The organism is Streptomyces sp. NPDC039736, from assembly GCF_055596485.1.
Genome location: NZ_JBVIUQ010000004.1, coordinates 305,622 through 326,396, shown reverse-complemented (window position 1 = coordinate 326,396; position 20,775 = coordinate 305,622). Strand labels below are relative to the sequence as shown.

Genomic DNA, 20,775 nt, shown 5'->3' with positions numbered 1-20,775 from the left:
CGAACGCGATGTCATGGGGTCCCCCTGCGGAGCAGCCGTGCGGGTGGATAAGGTCCACGGCAATGGGCGCGGCACGGAGAGTCGATTCGTACACGGCCCGGTGGCGCAAGTCCGCGCACCGGGTCCGCAACGGGCTGCGCCGCTCCGGCGTCGACTACTTCCGCGGCGACGGCTCCGACTGGATCGCCCTCGCCGCCCTGCTGCTCACCGTTCCGGCGATCGCCCTCGGCACGATCCTGATGCCGGTGTGGTGCGCGCCGGCCCTGCTCGTCCTGCCGATCGTGGCGGGCGGGCTGCTGCTGCGCCCGGCGAGCCTGCTGGGCCTGTACGCGGCCGCCGCCACCGCGCTGATCGTCGAGTCCGTCGTCCTCGGCCCCTACACCCAGGGCCCGGCGCGGGTCACTCCCGGCACCGTGCTGACCGTCGCCGCGTGCGGCTTCTTCGGGCTGGTCGTCGCGCAGTTCAGGGCGCGCGTCGGCGTGCCGTGGAGACGCGGCGGCACCATGCTCTTCGACCTGCGCGAACGCATCCGGGTGCAGAGCGCCCTGCCGCAGCTTCCCAAGGGCTGGCACCGGGAGATGGCCCTGCGCCCGGCCGGCGGCCAGTCCTTCTCCGGTGACTTCGTCGTCGCCGCGCGCACCAACGGCGGGCGCACCCTCGAAGTCGTCCTCACCGACGTCTCCGGCAAGGGCATGGACGCGGGCTCCCGCGCCCTGCTGCTCTCGGGGGCCTTCGGCGGCCTCCTCGGCTCGCTGCCGCCGCACGACTTCCTGCCCGCCGCCAACGGATACCTGCTGCGCCAGAACTGGGACGAGGGCTTCGCCACCTCCATCCACCTGGTGCTCGACCTGGAGACGGGCGAGTACGAACTCCTCTCCGCGGGACACCTGCCCGCCCTGCAACTGCACGCGGGCAGCGGCCGCTGGGAGGAGAAGTCGGGGGAGGGGCCCCTGCTGGGCGTCTACGACGGCGCCGAGTTCGACCCCGGCAAGGGCGTGCTGGCCCCCGGCGACGTCCTGATGCTCTTCACGGACGGCCTGGTGGAGGCTCCGGGCCGCGACATCAGCGAGGGCGTCGACCGCCTCACCGGCGAGGCCGACCGCTATGTCGCCGCGGGCTTCGAGGGCGCCGCCTGGCACCTCATCGAAGCGGTCGCCAAGGACGTCAACGACGACCGGGCGCTGCTGCTCCTGTGCCGCGACTGACACCGGCGCCGGCCTCCCCGGCGCCGGTGCCGGGCACTGTCGTACGGCCTGCGGGCATCACCGCGCGGCCGACGGCTCCTTCGTCGGCGACACGTCCGTCACCTGCGGCGGTACGTCCTTGTCCCGGCCCGGCAGGACCTTCGCCAGCCAGTGCGACTGCCCGGCCGCCAGCGGCCCCAGCACGGCCAGCAGCAGCACGTACCCGGCGATGAACGGCGACAGCCGCTCGTCCAGCCCGGCGCCGGCCGCCATCGTGGCGAGGATCAGCGCGAACTCGCCGCGGGCGAGCAGCGTGGTGGAGATGTTCGCGGCCGGCTGGGCCCCGAAACCGTGGATCCTCGCGGCGCTCACCCCTGCGATCACGTTCATGACCAGTGTCACCGCGACGGCCGCCAGCACCGGCCACAGCACGACCGGCAGGTCGCCGGGGTCGATGGACAGCCCGAACGCGAAGAAGAAGATCGCCCCGAACGCGTCCCGCAGCGGGTGCACCAGCTTCATGATCCGCGGCCCGGAGGACGTGCTGCCGAGCATCAGACCGACCATGAACGCGCCGATGGCGTCCGCCACCCCGAACCACTCGGAGACACCCGCCACGAAGACGGCGGCCCCGAGGAAGGAGATGACCAGCAGTTCGTTGTCCTCGGTCCCGATCAGCCTGCCGACGGCCCTCGTGCCGAACCGGGCGGCCAGGGCGAGCAGCAGCAGGAAACCGAAGGCCTTGCCCGCGTCCACGGACGCCGCCGCGAGGCTGTCCGCGCCGGACAGGATGGGCTGGAGGGCGGCCAGGTACAGCGCCAGGAAGATGTCCTCGACGACGATGATGCCGAGGATCGGCTTGGTCTCCGCGTTGCCGATGCGGCGCAGGTCGACCAGGACCTTGGTGACGATCGCCGAGGAGGAGATGCCGAGCACACCGGCCAGGACGAGGGCCTCCGGCGTCCCCCAGCCGAGCGCGAGACCGAAGCCGAGCCCGGCGCCGACGTTCAGGACGAGGTAGGCGGCCCCGGCGAACGCCATTCTGCGCCCGCCCGCCTTGAGGTCGTCCAGGTGGAATTCGAGACCGAGGTAGAAGAGCAGCAGGACCAGGCCCAGCGCGGAGAGCATCTCCAGCTCGTGCGGGTCCTTCAGCAGGACCCAGCCGGGCGTGTGCGGGCCGAGCAGGATCCCGGCCAGGATGAACAGGGGGATGGTCGGCAAACCGATCCGGCCGCCGAGCCGGGCGAGGACAGCGGCGGCGAGGAAGGCGCCGCCCATGGCTATGAGGGTGTCTGCGTGTCCGATGGGACCGTTCCTCCTGTGGCGTCGGGGGATCGTCAGAGGGGTGAGGTCAAGCGCGCGTCAAGAAACCGTCAGTAATTAGTTTACCGAACCTTTTGTGCCGCAAGGAATGCCCCGGGAAGAACACCCCGGCGGCCCGGTCCCCGGACGGCCGCCCGCCCGCCCTCAGCGCACCCCGCCCGCCGCCTTCCGGAACGCCCACCCCAGATCCGGTTCCGTCACCGGCTTCAACGCCCGCCGCACCACCGGAGCGCACAGCACCGTCACCAGTGCCACCGCGCACACCGTCACCACCACTCGCCCCACCGGGGTCTCCAGGTGGTACGTCCGCGCCCACCCCGCGTACTCCGCGTACCGGACCACGAAGCCGTGCAGCAGATACCCGCCGATGGTCCCCGCGCCCAGCGATGTGAACCACATCCGCCGCCGGGGCACCCACGCGAGGAAGCACGCGGTCAGCGCCAGCGCCGCCCCGGACAGCGCGACGGTCGTCAGCACCCCCACCCACCACGGCTGGCCCATCTCCTGCGCCCCGTGGTTGCGGTACACCCAGTCCAGCCGGGTGCGCGGAGCCGCCCAGTACACGACCGCGAACGACACCGGGCACACCACGGCCGCCGCCCACCGCGCCCGCCACCGCTGCACCAGCCGGAAGTGCTCGGGCCGCAGCCGCAGCCCCAGCACGAAGAACGGCAGGAACTGCAGCACCCGCTGCGCCGACAACTGCTGACCGATGTCCGGTACGGCGGCGGCCGCGGCCGCGATCAGCAGGGCGAGCGGAACCGGCCACCGCACCGCCAGGAACAGCGGGGTCAGCAGCCGCCAGAAGAACAGCGCCATCAGGAACCACATCAGGAACCACGGCGACAGCATCCGCACCGGCGCCCGCTCGCCCTCCATGACGCCGAAGAACACCGCGTAGGCCGTCTGGAAGACCGCATACGGAACGACAACGCTCGAAACAAGCCGCATCAGCTTGCGCGGCTTCATGTCGAAGGAGCGCGAGAAGTAGCCGGAGATCAGAACGAACGCCGGCATGTGGAACACGTACACCCACATGTACAGCGCCTCGGTGGTCCGGCTCCCGGAGAGCACGAGGGGCCACGAGTGCCCCATCGCGACCAGCACGATCGCCAGGTACTTGGCGTTGTCGAAATAGGCGTCCCGCCCCTTGCTCCCCTGGTCCCGCCGCTCCCCGGCGGCCTGAGCCGCCGTTCCGCGGCCCCCGTCCTCCGAGGGGGCGAGCCCGGGGACCGCCTCCCGCGACGGCGCAAGAGGGACCCTCTGTCGTGTCTGGGGCGTCGGAGACATCTGAGGCACCCTAGTGCCGCCCGTGACCCGGGACGCCCGTTGACCGCCACCCCCGTGTGTCGCCTACACCACCGCTGCGGCAAGATCACGTCATGATCCGGCCATCGTCCACGGCCGACTGTGCGTCACCCGGCAGTCAGCGGCGGGGTGTTGGTGGCACGATGGCCTAGCGGGGGAAGCACTGGGCCGTGTGTCCCCGGGCCGGCAAGGCGGACCGACCAAGGGTGTGATCAGTTGTGGCCATTTCACTGTCAGTGGTGCTGCTGTTGGCAGTCGTCCTCGTGGTGTTGATACGAGGCGGCTCGCTCAAGGGGGGACCCGCTGTCGTCGCGATACTTTTCGGCTTCTTCCTGGCCTCCACCGGTATGGCAGACGACATCCAGCGCTTCCTCAACTCCATAGCCAGCACCCTCAACTCCATCAACTTCTGAGGCCCGGTGCACGCGAAAAGGCCTCCGGCCCGGCGAGCGAACTCACCGGGCCGGAGGCCGTTGCGGAGCGGGCGACGGGAATCGAACCCGCGTAGCTAGTTTGGAAGACTAGGGCTCTACCATTGAGCTACGCCCGCGCGCACCCCGCGGTCGCCGCGGCGACCGGGGTACGGACAGCACTGTAGCGGGTCGGAGCGCGTCGACGCACACCCCGGGGGGACGAGTCGGCGAAGCGGCCGACGCAGCGCCTCGGGACATGTACCCTACGTGTCGCACCGACGGGGTGTGGCGCAGCTTGGTAGCGCGTCCGCTTTGGGAGCGGAAGGTCGTCGGTTCGAATCCGGCCACCCCGACCAGCACGATCCTGTCTCCACCTGTCTCCACCTGTCTCCGCCTTGTCTCCACCGCCCGCCGCGGGCCGCTCCGGTTCCGGCCGCGGGATCGCATTGTGGGAGCACGTCCGCTTGCCGTTACTATGCAAGCTGCGTGCCCGTGTGTCTGATACCGGGCCCGATGAGCAGGACCGCCCCACTGAAGCGGTTCGGCAGAACCCCAGAAGTCAGCCACCAAGGAGACCGAACCGTGAAGAGCGCCGTGGAGACCCTGAACCCGACCCGGGTTCGGCTCAGCATCGAGGTGCCCTTCGAGGAGCTCAAGGACAGCCTCGACGCGGCGTACAAGAAGATCAACCAGCAGGTCACGGTGAAGGGCTTCCGCAAGGGCAAGATCCCGAACCGAGTCATCGACCAGCGGTTCGGCCGTGGCGCTGTGCTGGAGGAGGCCGTCAACGACGCCCTCCCGAAGTTCTACACCGAGGCCGTCAACGAGGGTGAGCTGAACCCGCTGGGTCAGCCCGAGGTCGACATCACGGAGCTGAAGGACGGCGAGCTGCTGGCCTTCACCGCCGAGGTCGACATCCGCCCGGCGATCGAGATCCCGGACTACTCCGGCATCGAGGTCGAGGTCGACGCCGTCACCGTCTCCGACGAGGACGTCGACAAGGCTGTCGAGGACCTGCGTGGTCGCTTCGCCACCACCAACCCGGTGGAGCGCGCCGCCGAGGACGGCGACGTCGTCACGATCGACCTTCAGGCCAAGGTCGACGGCGAGGTCCTGGAGGACGGCGTGGCCGAGGGTGTCTCGTACACCATCGGCTCCGGCGAGCTCCTCGAAGGCATCGACGACGCCGTCAAGGGCCTGGAGGCCGGGGCCGAGGCCACCTTCACCTCCCAGCTCAAGGGCGGCTCCGCCGAGGGCAAGGACGCCGAGGTCACCGTGAAGGTGTCCGCCGTCGCCGCCCGCGAACTCCCCGAGCTGGACGACGACTTCGCCCAGATGGCGTCGGAGTTCGACACCCTGGAGGAGCTGCGCGCCGACAGCCGCAAGCGCCTCGAGAACATGAAGCAGTACGACCAGGCCACCCAGGCCCAGGAGCGCGTGCTCGACAAGCTCATCGAGCTCGTCGAGGTCCCGATCCCCGAGAAGCTGCTCGAGGACGAGGTCAAGACCCGCAAGCACAACCTGGAGCACCACCAGCTCGGTCAGATGGGCCTCGACCTCGCGAAGTACCTGGAGATCCAGGGCAAGACCGAGGAGGAGTTCGACAAGGAGACCTCCGAGCAGGCCGTCAAGGGCATCAAGACCCAGTTCATCCTCGACGAGCTGGTCAACAAGGAGAAGCTGAACGTCAGCCAGGAGGAGCTCACCGAGCACCTCATGCGCCGCGCGCAGTCCTCCGGCATGTCCCCCGACCAGTTCGCCCAGGCCGTCGTCGAGGGCGGCCAGGTCCCGATGCTGGTCGGCGAGGTCGCCCGCGGCAAGGCCCTCGCGGTCGTCGTCGAGGCCGCCACGGTCAAGGACACCAACGGTGAGCTCGTCGAGCTCGACGACGACGAGGACGAGACGGCCGAGGCCGCCGAGACGGCCGAGGCCGACGTCAAGGACGCCGACGCCGCCGAGGCGAAGGACGCCGCCGAAGCCAAGTAGGCCCCAGCAGCACCCGCGTGACGACGACGGGCCCGGACGCACTCGCTGCGGCCGGGCCCGTCGCCGTACCCGCCCGCCCCCGCCCGCCCGGACCCGTACACCTGAACCCACTACCTTGCGCTCCCAGCGAACAGTTCAGGAAGCGGGATGGCGTTGTCCTACCTGCGCGTTAGGGTCCATGAGTAGGCGGGTTGGGTGGGACACCCGACCCCCCGTACGAAGACGCTGAGACGGCCGGAGCCGTCAGAGACGAGCAGGTGGAATACGTGACGAATCTGATGCCCTACGCCGCCGGCGAGCCGTCCCTCGGTGGAGGCCTCGGCGACCAGGTCTACAGCCGACTTCTGGGCGAGCGCATCATCTTCCTCGGCCAGCAGGTCGACGACGACATCGCCAACAAGATCACGGCGCAGCTGCTCCTCCTGGCCGCCGAGCCGGAGAAGGACATCTACCTCTACATCAACAGCCCTGGCGGTTCGGTCACGGCGGGCATGGCGGTCTACGACACCATGCAGTACATCCCGAACGACGTCGTCACGATCGGCATGGGAATGGCGGCCTCCATGGGCCAGTTCCTGCTGACCGGCGGCGCCCCCGGCAAGCGCTTCGCGCTGCCCAACACCGACATCCTGATGCACCAGGGCTCGGCCGGCATCGGCGGCACGGCCTCGGACATCAAGATCCAGGCCGAGTACCTGCTGCGTACGAAGAAGCGCATGGCGGAGATCACCGCCCGGCACTCCGGCCAGACCGTCGAGACGATCATCCGCGACGGCGACCGCGACCGCTGGTACACGGCCGAGGAGGCCAAGGACTACGGCCTCATCGACGAGATCATCTCCGCTGCTTCGGGTGTTCCGGGCGGCGGCGGCACCGGGGCCTGAGCCCCGCCTGCCACTGCTCCGCAACCTCGCCCCATGAACGCCACCAGGATGGTGAACACCCCCATGAGCAACTTCTCCGCCCCTGCCAACGGCCTGTACACGGGTCCGCAGGTGGACAACCGCTACATCGTTCCCCGCTTCGTCGAGCGCACCTCGCAGGGCGTGCGCGAGTACGACCCGTACGCGAAGCTCTTCGAGGAGCGCGTGATCTTCCTCGGCGTGCAGATCGACGACGCCTCCGCCAACGACGTCATGGCGCAGCTGCTGTGCCTGGAGTCGATGGACCCCGACCGCGACATCTCGATCTACATCAACTCGCCCGGCGGCTCCTTCACGGCGCTCACCGCGATCTACGACACGATGCAGTTCGTGAAGCCCGACATCCAGACGGTCTGCATGGGCCAGGCGGCCTCCGCCGCCGCCGTCCTGCTCGCCGCCGGCACGCCGGGCAAGCGCATGGCGCTGCCCAACGCCCGGGTGCTGATCCACCAGCCGTCCTCGCAGACCGGCCGCGAGCAGCTCTCCGACCTGGAGATCGCGGCCAACGAGATCCTGCGCATGCGGACCCAGCTGGAGGAGCTGCTCGCCAAGCACTCCACCACGCCGATCGAGAAGATCAGCGAGGACATCGAGCGCGACAAGATCCTCACGGCCGAGGACGCCCTGGCGTACGGCCTGGTCGACCAGATCGTCTCGACGCGCAAGAGCACGGCAGCGGCTGCGGCCTGAGTGCCCCTACTGTGAAGTAACGGGTCCTGCCCACCCCTTGGCACCGTCCACACCACGTCCGCGTACGCGTGAACCGTGCCAAGGGGGGCCCGAACGGGGGGTCAGGCAAGGTACCGTCGAAGATTGAGGCACCAGGAGTCGCTGCACCCGGCGGCTCCCAGGCGAAGGGGATTCACCTCGTGGCACGCATCGGTGACGGCGGAGACCTGCTCAAGTGCTCGTTCTGCGGAAAGAGCCAGAAGCAGGTGAAGAAGCTCATCGCAGGTCCCGGTGTGTACATCTGCGACGAGTGCATCGACCTCTGCAACGAGATCATCGAGGAGGAGCTCGCCGAGACGAGCGAGGTCCGCTGGGAGGAACTGCCCAAGCCTCGCGAGATCTACGAGTTCCTGGAGGGGTACGTCGTCGGGCAGGAGCCCGCGAAGAAGGCCCTCTCGGTGGCGGTCTACAACCACTACAAGCGCGTCCAGGCCGGTGAGAACGGCGGCGGCGCGGGTCGCGAGGACGCGATCGAGCTCGCCAAGTCCAACATCCTGCTGCTGGGCCCCACCGGCTCCGGCAAGACGCTGCTCGCGCAGACCCTGGCGCGCATGCTGAACGTCCCGTTCGCCATCGCCGACGCCACCGCCCTCACCGAGGCCGGTTACGTCGGCGAGGACGTCGAGAACATCCTCCTGAAGCTGATCCAGGCGGCCGACTACGACGTCAAGAAGGCCGAGACCGGGATCATCTACATCGACGAGATCGACAAGGTCGCCCGCAAGAGCGAGAACCCGTCGATCACCCGCGACGTCAGCGGCGAGGGCGTGCAGCAGGCACTCCTGAAGATCCTCGAAGGCACCACGGCCTCGGTGCCTCCGCAGGGCGGGCGCAAGCACCCGCACCAGGAGTTCATCCAGATCGACACGACGAACGTGCTGTTCATCGTGGGCGGCGCCTTCTCCGGACTGGAGAAGATCATCGAGTCCCGGGCCGGCGCCAAGGGCATCGGCTTCGGCGCGACGATCCGCTCCAAGCGCGAGATCCAGGCCAGCGACCAGTTCTCGGAGATCATGCCGGAGGACCTGGTGAAGTTCGGGATGATCCCCGAGTTCATCGGCCGCCTCCCCGTGATCACCTCGGTCCACAACCTGGACCGCGAGGCACTCCTGAAGATCCTCATCGAGCCGCGCAACGCCCTGGTCAAGCAGTACCAGCGCCTCTTCGAACTCGACGGCGTCGAGCTGGACTTCGACCTCCCCGCCCTGGAGGCCATCGCCGACCAGGCGATCCTGCGCGGCACGGGCGCGCGCGGCCTGCGCGCGATCATGGAGGAGGTCCTCCAGTCGGTGATGTACGAGGTGCCGTCCCGCAAGGACGTCGCCCGCGTGGTCATCACCGAGGAGGTCGTCCACTCGAACGTGAACCCGACGCTGGTGCCGCGGGAGCCGCGCATCATCGGCAAGAACGACGGGCGGCACGAGAAGTCGGCGTAGGTCTCGTCCTCGTACGTACGAAGGGGCCCGCCCGGTGGAATCCACTGGGCGGGCCCCTTCGCGTACGTACGGCCGCTACTTCTTGACGCGGACCTCATTGCGGAGCTTGGCGACCTGCTCGGCGGTCTCCTCCATGCTCAGCCCCTGCTGCGCCGCCGAGGCGGAGCCCCCGGCGATCGTGCTGTAGTCCGCCCAGACACAGAGGGTGCTGGGGACGAGCGCCCCGGTCTGCTTGTTCTTGCTCTCGGCGGCCTGGCACCGCATGAGCGCGTTGTCGAGCGAGCTCGGGCTCATGTCCTGCGGGCTGCCCAGCAGCTTGACGGTGTCCTTCTTCTCGGCGGCGTTCTTGTCGGAGTCGGCCTTCAGCTTCGCGAAGAAGTTGTCCAGCGCCTTCTCCGGATCCTTGATCGTGCCGTAGGCGCCGTTGAAGTTGACGGTCTTGACCGCCTTCAGCTTTTCGAGCGTGCCGGGGTCCGTCGGGCTCAGCTTGGACGTGTCCACGTCGGAGTAGAGCATGGACACCGGCTGCGGGTCGGCGACACCGGCCGCGGTGTACTCCTCGACGGACTTGCTGTCCTTCGACGTTCCGTCGGTCTTCAGCATCTTCGAGTACGTGCCGCCGAACACCTTCTCCTGCGCGACCAGCTTGTGCGGCCCGTCGTCCGAGATGCCGTTGAAGAACGCGAAGTACGCCCCCGCGCCCGCCGCCGCCAGCACCACCACCGCCAGCCCCACGATCAGGCCCGTCTTCTTCTTCTTCGGCTCCGGGCCACCGGGGTACGGCTGCTGCCCGTACGGGGCCTGCGGCGGCTGGCCGTACGGGGGCTGCTGGCCGTACGGGGGCGGCTGCTGGCCGTAGGGCTGCTGGGGCTGCTGGGGGTACCCGTACCCCTGCGGCGGCGGGGCCTGCTGCGGGTAGCCGTAACCAGGCTGGCCCTGCGGCGGCTGACCGTAGGGGCCGGGCTGGCCGCCGTACGGATTCGGCTGCTGCGGCTGCTGGCCGCCGTACGGGCCGGGCTGGTTGTAGCTCATGTGCCGGGTTCCCCCTCCAGATGCTGATGCGTCGCGGACATCCTCTCGGACGGGTGTGACAACAGGGCTTCCGGGGGCCGCACTGTTACCAAAGAAACGCGTTTCGGAGCGGTGCTCCGGGGCCCTTAAACTGGCCGCGTGACCGAGAACTCTCAGACTCCGCAGCCCGCAGCCACCGACGCATTGCCGACGACCTACACGCCGGCCGCCGTAGAGGGGCCGCTGTACGAGCGCTGGGTAGAACGCGGTTACTTCACCGCCGACGCGAAGAGCGACAAGCCCGCGTACACCGTCGTCATCCCCCCGCCCAACGTCACCGGCTCCCTGCACCTGGGCCACGCCTTCGAGCACACGCTGATCGACGCCCTCACCCGCCGCAAGCGGATGCAGGGCTACGAGACGCTGTGGCAGCCGGGCATGGACCACGCGGGCATCGCCACCCAGAACGTCGTCGAGCGCGAGCTCGCCAAGGACGGCAAGTCCCGTCACGACCTGGGCCGCGAGGCGTTCGTCGAGCGCGTCTGGCAGTGGAAGGAGGAGTCCGGCGGCCAGATCTCCGGCCAGATGCGCCGCCTCGGCGACGGCGTCGCCTGGGACCGCGAGCGCTTCACCATGGACGAGGGCCTCTCCAGGGCCGTCCAGACCGTCTTCAAGAAGATGTACGACGACGGCCTCATCTACCGCGCCGAGCGCATCATCAACTGGTGCCCGCGCTGTCTGACGGCCATCTCCGACATCGAGGTCGACTACCAGGACGACGACGGCGAGCTCGTCTCCATGACGTACGGCGAGGGCGAGGACACCATCGTCGTCGCCACCACCCGCGCCGAGACGATGCTCGGCGACACCGCCGTCGCCGTCCACCCCGACGACGAGCGGTACGCCCGCCTCATCGGCAAGCAGATCAAGCTGCCGCTGACCGACCGCAGCATTCCCGTCGTCGCCGACACGCACGTCGACCCGGAGTTCGGCACGGGCGCCGTCAAGGTCACCCCCGCGCACGACCCGAACGACTTCGCCATCGGCCAGCGCCACGACCTGGAGACCATCCAGGTCCTCGACGAGCGCGGCGTCATCATCACTCCCGGCCCCTTCCAGGGCCTGGACCGCTTCGAGGCGCGCTCCGCGATCGTCGCCGCCCTGCGCGCGGACGGCCGGATCGTCGCCGAGAAGCGCCCGTACGTCCACTCCGTCGGCCACTGCTCCCGCTGCAAGACGACGCTGGAGCCCCGCCTGTCGATGCAGTGGTGGGTCAAGGTCGAGACGCTCGCCAAGGCGGCCGGCGACGCCGTCCGCGACGGCCGCGTCGACATCCACCCCGCCGAGCTGACCCAGCGCTACTTCGACTGGGTCGACAACCTCAACGACTGGTGCATCTCGCGCCAGCTCTGGTGGGGCCACCGCATCCCCGTCTGGCACGGCCCGAACGGCGAGATGGTCTGCGTCGGCCCGGACGACGAGGTGCCCGCAGGCGAGGGCTGGCACCAGGACACCGACGTCCTCGACACCTGGTTCTCCTCCGGACTGTGGCCGTTCTCGACCATGGGTTGGCCGGAGCGGACGGAGTCGCTGGAGAAGTTCTATCCGAACTCCGTCCTGGTCACCGGCTACGACCTGATGTTCTTCTGGGTCGCCCGGATGATGATGTTCGGCCTGTACGCCATGGACGACGTCCCGTTCCGCACCATCGCCTTCCACGGCATGGTCCGTGACGAGAACGGCAAGAAGATGTCGAAGTCCTTCGGCAACGTCGTCAACCCGCTGGACTGGATGGACAAGTACGGCTCCGACGCCGTCCGCTTCACCCTGGCCCGCGGCGCCAACCCGGGCGTCGACGTGCCGATCGGCGAGGACTGGGTCCAGGGGTCCCGCAACTTCGCCAACAAGATCTGGAACGCGACCCGCTTCGCGCTGATGAACGGCGCGACCGTCGAGGGCGAGCTCCCGGCCCCCGAGCGGATGACGGCCACCGACCGCTGGATCCTGTCCCGCCTCAACACGGTCGTCGCCCAGGTCGACGCGCTCTACGACGACTACCAGTTCGCGAAGCTCTCCGACGCCCTGTTCCACTTCGCGTGGGACGAGGTCTTCGACTGGTACGTCGAGCTGTCCAAGACGACGTTCTTCGCCGAGGGCGAGCAGGCCAAGGTCTCCGCGCGGGTCCTGGGCGAGGTCCTGGACGTCACCCTGCGCCTGCTCCACCCGGTCGTCCCCTTCGTCACCGAGACGCTGTGGACGACCCTCACGGGCGGCGAGTCCCTCGTCGTCGCCGACTGGCCGACGGACTCGGGCTTCCGGGACACCGCCGCCGAGCAGGAGATCGAGCTCGTCCAGCAGGTCGTCACCGAGGTCCGCCGGTTCCGCTCCGACCAGGGCCTCCAGCCCGGCCAGAAGGTCCCCGCCCGGCTCACCCTGGACGGCACGGCGCTCGCCCCGCACGAGGCCGCCATCCGCCAGCTCCTGCGCCTCCAGCCGGCCGGCGAGGGCTTCCACGCCACCGCCTCGCTGCCCGTCGCCGGTGCCACGGTCGCCCTGGACCTCTCCGGCACCATCGACGTCGCCGCCGAGCGCAAGCGCCTCACCAAGGACCTGCAGGCCGCCGAGAAGGAGGTCGTCCAGGCCAACGCCAAGCTCGGCAACGAGGCATTCCTCGCGAAGGCCCCCGACAACGTCGTGGGCAAGATCCGCGGCCGCCTGGCCAAGGCCGAGGCCGACATCGCGCGCATCACCGCGCAGATCGAGGCACTGCCGCAGCAGTAGGCGGAGCTCCCGGCGCGCGGTGCGCACGGGGCCGCGCACGTCAGGGAAGAGCCCGGGGGCACCACGCGCAACGCGCGGTGCCCCCGGGCTCTCTCCGTACGCCACACCGCGGAAACGCTCTCCGCCGGCGCCCTTCGCTCCCGGGGTGCCGCAGGTCACGCGGGTAAAGGCGCCAAGGCCGTCGAACCGGGTCGAAAGACCCAGGCATGATGGAGCGTATGCACGACAAGCCCACCGCCTCGCCGGTACACCGGGCCTGGGCGGCGGGCCGGCACTGGCTGGACGCCCGCACCGTCCACCGGCACGCCCTGGACCTGCTGGTCCCGCTGATCTGCTTCGCCCTGATGCTGCTGGACGTCCCCGGCCTCGCCGAGGCGGACAACTCCCTCAACCGCGTCTCCGCCACCCTCGTGCTCGCGCTCGGGGCGGCCTCCCTGCTGCTGCGCCGGCGCTTCCCCTGGATCCCGTACGTCGTCGCGCTCGCGCTGCTGGGCTGGCTGCACGAGCTCACCCTGATGCAGTTCGCCCTCTACAAGATCGGCCGCTACCGGGGGCGGGCCGCCGCCGCCCTGGCGACGCTGGGGTACGTGGGCTTCGCCTATGTGCTGTTCCTGCTCCAGCGGTGGCCCGAGAAGCAGGCCGACACCCTCACGGAGTTCCTCAGCCTCATCGTGCCCATCGGGGTGCTCGCGGCCGGTGTGGGCGTCGCCGCCAACCGGCAGGACCTCGTACGGGAACTGGAGGTCCAGCGGGGGCGCACCGCCGCCCTGCAGGCCGTGCAGCAGGAGCGGCTGTCGGTGGCGCGGGACGTGCACGACTTCGTGGGGCGGGAACTGACGCTGCTCGCGGTACGGGCCGAGGTGCTGGCCGTCCGGGCTAGGGGCGAGGCCCACCAGAAGGACTTCGACGAGCTCTCCGACACCGCCCGCAAGGCGCACCGCATCCTCAACGAGATCATCGTGCAGCGCGCCCGCGAGAACGACGCCACCCCCGGCATCGACGGACTCGCCGTGCTGGCGTCCGAGGGCGAACGGGCGGGCAGCCCGGTGGTCCTGGACATCGACGGCCGGGCGGGCGCCCTGTCGCCGCTGCGGCAGGCCGCCGTCTACCGGGTCGTGCAGGAGTGCCTGACCAACGCGGTCAAGCACGCGCCGGGCCAGGAGGTCCGGGTACGGATCGCCCTCGACGGCGTCCATCTGAGCATCGAGGTGTGCAACGACCTGCCCAGCGCCGTCCCCGCGAAGGAACCCGTCTCCGCCGGCACCGGCACCTTCTCCATGGGGGAGCGGGTGGAGTCCATGGGCGGCACCCTCCGGGCCGGACACCACGACGGGAAGTACCGCGTCCTCGCGACCCTTCCCGCCGGGGTGTGAGTCTTCCCGAGCGACGGACGGACGTCCGGCCCCTCCGCGGGATCGTTCAACAATCCGCCTAGCTGGCCTTCAGGAGTTTCTGGAGGTTGTCGAAGTCCTCCACGCACTTGCCGGACCCGATCGCCACGCAGTCCAGCGGGTTGTCCGCGACGTGCACCGGGATGCCGGTCGCCGCCGCGATCCGCAGGTCCAGGCCCGGCAGCAGGGCGCCACCGCCGGTGAGCACGATCCCGTGCTCCATGATGTCGCCGGACAGTTCGGGCGGGCACTCCTCCAGCGTCGCGCGCACTGCCGCGATGATCGCCTCGACGGGCTCCTCCAGCGCGGCGCGCACCTCGGGCGTCGTGAGGTCGAGCGTCATCGGCAGACCGCCGACCTTCTGCCGCCCGCGGATCGTGAAGGCGCGCATCTCCATCGCCGGGTCCTCCGGCACCGGCCACGCCGAACCGATCGCCACCTTGATGTCCTCGGCGGTGCGCTCGCCGACGAGCAGCTTGTGCTCCTTGCGCACGTAGTCGGTGATCGCGGTGTCCATCCGGTCCCCGCCCACCCGCAGCGACTGCGCGGTCACGATGCCGCCCAGCGAGATCACCGCGACCTCCGTGGTGCCGCCGCCGATGTCCACCACCATCGAACCCCGGGCGTCCGACACCGGAAGGCCGGCGCCTATCGCCGCCGCCATGGGCTCCTCGATGAGGTGCACGGCACGCGCACCGGCCCTGGTGGCCGCGTGCACGATGGCGCGGCGCTCCACCGGCGTCACCCCGCTCGGCACGCACACCACCATGCGCGTGCGGGGGCGGCGCCCCGGCACCGCCTTGCGGACGAAGTGCCGGAGCATCTCCTCGGCCGCCTCGTAGTCGCTGATCACACCGTCGCGCAGGGGACGGATCGCCGTGATGGACCCCGGCGTGCGCCCGATGGTCTCCTTGGCCTCGGTGCCGACGGCCAGCGCCGTCGTCGAACCGGCCTTCACCGCCACCACGGAGGGCTCGTTGAGGACGATGCCGTGCCCCCGCATGTACACCAGGGTGTTCGCCGTACCCAGGTCGATGCCGATGTCCCGGCTGTCCCGCCCGCCGCGGATGCGTGCGGGGGCGGCAGGGGCCTGCGTGGTCTCGTCGCTCACTCGACAACCTCCTGATTCGTGATCTACCAGGGTCACACACCCCTTTGGTAAGGAAGGGATAAAAGGCCCCCGGGGCGGCCGCCCGAAGGCCCCGGGCCCACGGACGCCGGTCACGCTCCGTACCGGGGCGGTCCCTGTGGGACGTTGTCGTACCGCCTCCGTAGACTGGCGGGGTGAGTGACCTCCCCCAGCCAGACGACCAGCCCGACGACCAGGCCTTCGCCGAGATCGTCGCCGCCGAGACCGAGCGCGACCCCGACCTCGCCGTCATCGAGGCGGGCAGCCGCACCCTGCGCACCCACGGCGGCGCCCCCGCCGGCGACACCGTGCCCACCCGCCCCGCCGACCCGGAGGTGGACAAGGCGCTGCGCGAGGTCGAGACCGAACTCGCGAGCCGCTGGGGCGAGACCAAACTCGAACCCTCGGTGACCCGCATCGCGGCCCTCATGGACGTGCTGGGCGAGCCTCAGAAGGCGTACCCCTCGATCCACATCACCGGCACCAACGGCAAGACCAGCACCGCCCGCATGATCGAGGCCCTGTTCGGCGCCTTCGAGCTGCGCACCGGCCGCTACACCAGCCCGCACGTGCAGTCGATCACCGAGCGCATCAGCCTGGACGGCCTCCCGATCAGCGCCGAGCGCTTCGTGGAGACGTACCAGGACGTCAAGCCGTACGTCGAGATGGTCGACGCCGCCCAGGAGTACCGCCTCTCCTTCTTCGAGGTCATGACCGGGATGGCGTACGCGGCCTTCGCCGACGCACCCGTCGACGTCGCCGTCGTCGAGGTCGGCATGGGCGGCACCTGGGACGCCACCAACGTCATCGACGCGGCCGTCGCCGTGGTCACCCCGATCTCCCTGGACCACACCGACCGCCTCGGCGGCACGACCGCCGAGATCGCCGGTGAGAAGTCCGGGATCGTCAAGCAGGACGCCACCGTCGTCCTGGCCCAGCAGCCCGTCGACGCGGCGCAGGTCATGCTGAAGAAGGCCGTGAGCGTGGATGCCACGGTGGCCCGCGAGGGCATGGAGTTCGGCGTCGTGGCCCGCGAGGTGGCGGTCGGCGGCCAACTGGTCACCCTGCGCGGCCTCGGCGGCGAGTACGAGGAGGTCTTCCTCCCGCTGCACGGCGCCCACCAGGCGCACAACGCGGCCGTCGCGCTCGCCGCCGTCGAGGCATTCTTCGGCATCGGCGCCGACCACGCCCGCACCCTGGACATCGACACCATCCGCAAGGCCTTCGCCTCCGTGACCTCCCCGGGCCGCATGGAGGTCGTCCGCCGCAGCCCCACCGTCGTCCTGGACGCCGCGCACAACCCGGCGGGCGCGCGGGCGGCCGCGGAGGCGGTCAGCGAGGCGTTCAGCTTCAGCCGGCTGATCGGCGTCGTCGCCGCCAGCGGCGACAAGGACGTACGGGGCCTCCTGGAGGCCTTCGAGCCGATCTTCGCCGAGGTCGTCGTCACCCGGAACTCCACCCCGCGCTCCATGGACGTCGACGAACTGGCCGCCCTCGCCGTCGAGGTCTTCGGCGAGGAACGCGTCCAGGTCGAACCGCGCCTCGACGACGCCATCGAGGAGGCCATCACCCTCGCCGAGGAGGACGGCGAGTTCTCCGGCGGCGGCGTCCTGGTCACCGGGTCCGTCATCACCGTCGGAGAGGCCCGGCTGCTGCTGGGCAGGAGCTGAGGTCCCGCGATGCGTACGCTCTGTGCCTCCACCCTCGTCGGGGAGTTCTTCGTGATCGGCTTCGCCGGGCTGGTCGCGATGAAGTCCGACGACCTGTCCATGGCCACGGTGTGGACGGTGTGCGGCATCGCGATGCTGCTCTGCGTCCTCCTGTGCGGAATGATCACGCGCCCCGGCGGGCTCCAGCTCGGCTGGGCGCTCCAGGTCGGGCTCGTGGTGAGCGGCTTCTGGGTGCCGGTGATGTTCTTCCTCGGCCTGGTCTTCGGCGGGCTGTGGTGGGCCTCCATCCACTACGGCCGCAAGATCGACGAGGCCAAGGCGCGCTGGGCGGCGCAGGCGGAGGCGGAGGCCTGACCCCCTGGGCCTGACGGTGCGTGACAGGTCCCCCGTTCGGCCCTGTAATCTGCCCACCACCGCATCCGCACCCGCGAGAAACGCACCCAAGGAGCCCGCACGTGACCCAGCGCACCCTCGTCCTTCTCAAGCCCGACGCCGTTCGCCGCGGTCTCATTGGCGAGGTCATCGGCCGCATCGAGCGCAAGGCCGGCTGGACGATCAGCGCGCTGGAGCTGCGCAGCCTGGACCAGGACACCCTGGAGGCGCACTACGGCGAGCACAAGGGCAAGCCCTTCTACGAGCCCCTCGTCGCCTTCATGTCCTCGGGCCCGATCGTCGCTCTCGTCGTCGAGGGCGAGCGCGTCATCGAGGGCGTACGCCAGTTGGCCGGTCCGACCGACCCGATTGCCGCGGCTCCGGGGTCCATTCGGGGTGACTTCGGCACCATCGTCCGCGAGAACCTGATCCACGCCTCGGACTCCGAGGAGTCCGCCGAGCGCGAGCTGAAGCTGTTCTTCCCGGGGCTCGTCTGACCGGAGGAAACGGCGCACTTTCTGACTGAATGTCAGCCGAACAGCGCCGCCCGCCTGGGGCGACCGAAGTAATTCGGTCGCCCTTCGGCATATGCGTCCCGCCGGAGGGAACGCATCCCCCCGACACGGCGTCACCATGGGTGAAGCGGGTACGTGTTCCGCCCACGACGGCGGCCACAATGGCGCAGGGCCCTCGCGCGGTGACCGTACATGCGGCACTACGATGGAAGTCACCGCGCCCGCACCGTCCAGCGCACCACCCGCTTCGCCTACCGATACAAGCCATCGCACGCAGCAATCGGGAAGGCCCGACGCATCCTCATGGGGAAGAAGAGGGAACCAATGTCGTTCATCGGCCGTGATATGGCTGTCGACCTCGGGACCGCCAACACGCTGGTGTACGTCAGGGGTAAGGGCATCGTGCTCAACGAGCCCTCCGTCGTCGCCATCAACACCAACACCGGCGGCATCCTCGCCGTCGGCGCCGAGGCAAAGAAGATGATCGGCCGTACGCCGGGCAACATCGTTGCCGTACGGCCCCTGAAGGACGGCGTGATCGCCGACTTCGAGATCACCGAGCGGATGCTCCGCTACTTCATCCTGAAGATCCACAAGCGCCGTTACCTGGCCCGCCCCCGCGTCGTGGTCTGCGTGCCCTCCGGCATCACCGGAGTCGAGCGCCGCGCCGTCATCGAGGCGTCCACCCAGGCCGGCGCCCGCCAGGTGCACATCATCGAGGAGCCCATGGCCGCCGCCATCGGCTCGGGCCTGCCCGTCCACGAGGCCACCGGCAACATGGTCGTGGACATCGGCGGCGGCACCACCGAGGTCGCCGTCATCTCGCTCGGAGGAATCGTCACGGCGCAGTCGATCCGCGTCGCGGGCGACGAGCTGGACAACGCGATCATCCAGCACATCAAGAAGGAGTACTCCCTCCTCCTCGGTGAGCGGACCGCCGAACAGATCAAGATCACCATCGGTTCGGCGTTCGACCTGGACAAGGACGAGCACACCGAGATCCGCGGCCGCGACCTCGTGTCCGGTCTGCCGAAGACCGTCGTGATCTCCGCGGCCGAGGTCCGCAAGGCCATCGAGGAGCCGGTCAACGCGATCGTCGACGCGGTGAAGACGACGCTCGACAAGTGCCCGCCGGAGCTCTCCGGCGACGTCATGGACCGCGGCATCGTCCTCACCGGTGGCGGCGCCCTGCTGCGCGGCCTCGACGAGCGGCTGCGCCGCGAGACCGGCATGCCGATCCACATCGCGGAGGACCCGCTGGACTCCGTCGCGCTCGGAGCCGGCAAGTGCGTGGAGGAGTTCGAGGCGCTCCAGCAGGTGCTGGACGCCCAGCCCCGCAGGTAACGGCTTGATCCACGGCGTCCGGGGCCACCTGCCGGCCCCGGACACCGCAGAAGAATCCGCCGTACGGGGCCTGTCGTCCCGTGCGGCGGATCGTTGACATACACGCATACGCATTTTCCCGACGAGGAAGGCACGGCCGCCGCACGTGAGGGACACACGAGAGAGCCGGCTGCTCCTGGTGCTGCTGATCGCCGTAGCGTTCGCGCTGATCACGGTGGACATCCGCGGCGGCGAACAGTCACCCGTCGACGGAGCCCGCAAGGCCGCCGCCGCCGTCTTCGGACCGGTGGAGAAGGGCGTCGCCACCGCCGTCGACCCGATCGGCAACGCCATCGGCGCCGTACGCGCGTCGGGCGACGACCACGATCAGCTCAAAGCCCTGGAGCGGGACAACCAGGAACTGAGGCTGCGCCTGGGCAGCGACGACCGCAACCAGAGCCGGGTGCGCCAGCTCGACGGCATGCTGAAGAAGGCGGGCGCGGGACAGTACGGCATCAAGGGCGCCGAAGTCATCGCCATAGGAGCGGCCCAGGGCTTCTCCTGGACCGTCACCATCGACGTCGGCAGCAACGACGGCATCCAGCGCGACATGACCGTCCTCAACGCGGACGGACTCGTCGGCCGCGTCACCACCGTCGGCCCCCACACCTCCACGGTGCTGCTCGCCAACGACACCAAGTTCACCGTCGGCACCCGCATGGAGAAGAGCGACGAACTGGGCTTCGCGACCGGGCAGGGCGACCGCCCGCTCAGCGTCCAGTTCCTCAACGGCAAGGCAAAGGTCAAGCCGGGCGACCGCCTGGTGACGTTCGGCTCGCGCGCCGCGAAGCCCTTCGTGCCGGGAGTCCCGGTCGGCGAGGTGGTCCGCGTCGACCCCTCCGGCGGCGACCTCACCCGTACCGTCTACGTCCGCCCCTACGTCGGCTTCACCAAGCTCGACATCGTCGGCGTCGTCGTGGCCGCCCCGCGCACCGACCCTCGCGACACCGTCCTGCCGGAGAAGCCCACGCCCGCTCCCACCGTCACCGTCACCGTGACACCGAAGCCTCCCGGCGAGAACAATGGCAACGGCAACGCCGAGAACAACGGCAACAACAACGCCGACGGAAACGCCGCCGACAACAACGCCAACAACAATGGCAATGCCAACGACAACGGCAATGCCAACGCCAACAACAACGCGAACAACAACGGCAACGGCAACAACAACGGCGCCGGCGACGGCAACGCCGACGGCCAGTGACCAGGAGCTGAAGAACC

General features: G+C 69.7%; 17 protein-coding genes and 2 tRNA genes. 14 read left to right on the top strand and 5 right to left on the bottom strand.

Annotated features, from left to right (window positions below):
* The first annotated feature begins 62 nt into the window (after nucleotides 1-62).
* The gene (locus tag ACZ56L_RS14765) at nucleotides 63-1,205 is read left to right on the top strand and encodes a PP2C family protein-serine/threonine phosphatase (RefSeq protein ID WP_401761332.1); all 1,143 of its coding nucleotides are present in this window, start codon (nucleotides 63-65) and stop codon (nucleotides 1,203-1,205) included.
* Nucleotides 1,206-1,262: 57 nt separating this feature from the next.
* Here the strand turns inward: ACZ56L_RS14765 and ACZ56L_RS14760 are convergent, their stop codons facing one another.
* Both ACZ56L_RS14760 and ACZ56L_RS14755 read right to left on the bottom strand, forming a co-directional pair.
* Complete coding sequence (locus tag ACZ56L_RS14760; protein ID WP_345222966.1) at nucleotides 1,263-2,462, bottom strand: cation:proton antiporter; 1,200 nt, start codon at nucleotides 2,460-2,462, stop codon at nucleotides 1,263-1,265.
* 189 nt (nucleotides 2,463-2,651) lie between these two features.
* On the bottom strand, nucleotides 2,652-3,797 hold the full coding sequence (locus ACZ56L_RS14755) for an acyltransferase family protein (RefSeq protein WP_471064228.1): 1,146 nt from the start codon (nucleotides 3,795-3,797) through the stop codon (nucleotides 2,652-2,654).
* Between the two features lie 236 nt (nucleotides 3,798-4,033).
* Between ACZ56L_RS14755 and ACZ56L_RS14750 the strand changes: the two genes are divergently transcribed.
* On the top strand, nucleotides 4,034-4,228 hold the full coding sequence (locus ACZ56L_RS14750) for a hypothetical protein (RefSeq protein WP_345222971.1): 195 nt from the start codon (nucleotides 4,034-4,036) through the stop codon (nucleotides 4,226-4,228).
* Nucleotides 4,229-4,294: 66 nt separating this feature from the next.
* On the opposite strand, the gene ACZ56L_RS14745 is transcribed toward ACZ56L_RS14750, so the two are convergent.
* A tRNA-Gly gene (locus ACZ56L_RS14745) sits at nucleotides 4,295-4,365 on the bottom strand.
* 142 nt (nucleotides 4,366-4,507) lie between these two features.
* Between ACZ56L_RS14745 and ACZ56L_RS14740 the strand changes: the two genes are divergently transcribed.
* From ACZ56L_RS14740 to clpX, 5 genes are all read left to right on the top strand, one after another.
* A tRNA-Pro gene (locus ACZ56L_RS14740) sits at nucleotides 4,508-4,584 on the top strand.
* Between the two features lie 226 nt (nucleotides 4,585-4,810).
* Nucleotides 4,811-6,214 (top strand): trigger factor, encoded by a 1,404-nt coding sequence (gene tig / locus ACZ56L_RS14735; RefSeq protein ID WP_471064226.1) that lies wholly within the window; start codon nucleotides 4,811-4,813, stop codon nucleotides 6,212-6,214.
* Between the two features lie 266 nt (nucleotides 6,215-6,480).
* A complete protein-coding gene (locus tag ACZ56L_RS14730; RefSeq protein WP_380837040.1) occupies nucleotides 6,481-7,098 on the top strand; it encodes an ATP-dependent Clp protease proteolytic subunit in 618 nt (205 codons plus the stop codon).
* A 48-nt stretch (nucleotides 7,099-7,146) separates the two neighbouring features.
* On the top strand, nucleotides 7,147-7,827 hold the full coding sequence (locus tag ACZ56L_RS14725) for an ATP-dependent Clp protease proteolytic subunit (protein ID WP_345226465.1): 681 nt from the start codon (nucleotides 7,147-7,149) through the stop codon (nucleotides 7,825-7,827).
* 179 nt (nucleotides 7,828-8,006) lie between these two features.
* Nucleotides 8,007-9,302: an ATP-dependent Clp protease ATP-binding subunit ClpX gene (gene clpX, locus ACZ56L_RS14720; RefSeq protein WP_345222976.1), complete on the top strand. Its 1,296-nt coding sequence runs from the start codon at nucleotides 8,007-8,009 to the stop codon at nucleotides 9,300-9,302.
* A 75-nt stretch (nucleotides 9,303-9,377) separates the two neighbouring features.
* Here the strand turns inward: clpX and ACZ56L_RS14715 are convergent, their stop codons facing one another.
* Complete coding sequence (locus ACZ56L_RS14715; protein ID WP_345222978.1) at nucleotides 9,378-10,334, bottom strand: hypothetical protein; 957 nt, start codon at nucleotides 10,332-10,334, stop codon at nucleotides 9,378-9,380.
* Nucleotides 10,335-10,472: 138 nt separating this feature from the next.
* On the opposite strand from ACZ56L_RS14715, the gene ACZ56L_RS14710 reads away from it, so the two are divergent.
* Both ACZ56L_RS14710 and ACZ56L_RS14705 read left to right on the top strand, forming a co-directional pair.
* Nucleotides 10,473-13,094, top strand: coding sequence for a valine--tRNA ligase (locus ACZ56L_RS14710; protein ID WP_471064223.1), 2,622 nt, complete (start codon nucleotides 10,473-10,475; stop codon nucleotides 13,092-13,094).
* A 206-nt stretch (nucleotides 13,095-13,300) separates the two neighbouring features.
* Nucleotides 13,301-14,467 (top strand): sensor histidine kinase, encoded by a 1,167-nt coding sequence (locus ACZ56L_RS14705; RefSeq protein WP_401761342.1) that lies wholly within the window; start codon nucleotides 13,301-13,303, stop codon nucleotides 14,465-14,467.
* 58 nt (nucleotides 14,468-14,525) lie between these two features.
* Here ACZ56L_RS14705 and ACZ56L_RS14700 read toward each other — a convergent pair whose 3' ends face one another.
* Entirely contained in the window at nucleotides 14,526-15,554 is a 1,029-nt protein-coding gene (locus tag ACZ56L_RS14700; RefSeq protein ID WP_471064686.1) for a rod shape-determining protein, read from the bottom strand.
* 215 nt (nucleotides 15,555-15,769) lie between these two features.
* On the opposite strand from ACZ56L_RS14700, the gene folC reads away from it, so the two are divergent.
* The 5 genes from folC (at nucleotide 15,770) to mreC (ending at nucleotide 20,758) form a co-directional block, all read left to right on the top strand.
* Entirely contained in the window at nucleotides 15,770-17,284 is a 1,515-nt protein-coding gene (gene folC, locus ACZ56L_RS14695) for a bifunctional tetrahydrofolate synthase/dihydrofolate synthase (RefSeq protein ID WP_345222989.1), read from the top strand.
* Between the two features lie 9 nt (nucleotides 17,285-17,293).
* Nucleotides 17,294-17,638, top strand: coding sequence for a DUF4233 domain-containing protein (locus ACZ56L_RS14690; RefSeq protein ID WP_471064220.1), 345 nt, complete (start codon nucleotides 17,294-17,296; stop codon nucleotides 17,636-17,638).
* Nucleotides 17,639-17,739: 101 nt separating this feature from the next.
* On the top strand, nucleotides 17,740-18,153 hold the full coding sequence (gene ndk, locus ACZ56L_RS14685; protein WP_345222994.1) for a nucleoside-diphosphate kinase: 414 nt from the start codon (nucleotides 17,740-17,742) through the stop codon (nucleotides 18,151-18,153).
* A 342-nt stretch (nucleotides 18,154-18,495) separates the two neighbouring features.
* Nucleotides 18,496-19,515, top strand: coding sequence for a rod shape-determining protein (locus ACZ56L_RS14680; RefSeq protein ID WP_345222996.1), 1,020 nt, complete (start codon nucleotides 18,496-18,498; stop codon nucleotides 19,513-19,515).
* Between the two features lie 145 nt (nucleotides 19,516-19,660).
* Nucleotides 19,661-20,758: a rod shape-determining protein MreC gene (gene mreC / locus ACZ56L_RS14675; RefSeq protein WP_468686148.1), complete on the top strand. Its 1,098-nt coding sequence runs from the start codon at nucleotides 19,661-19,663 to the stop codon at nucleotides 20,756-20,758.
* Nucleotides 20,759-20,775 lie beyond the last annotated feature (17 nt).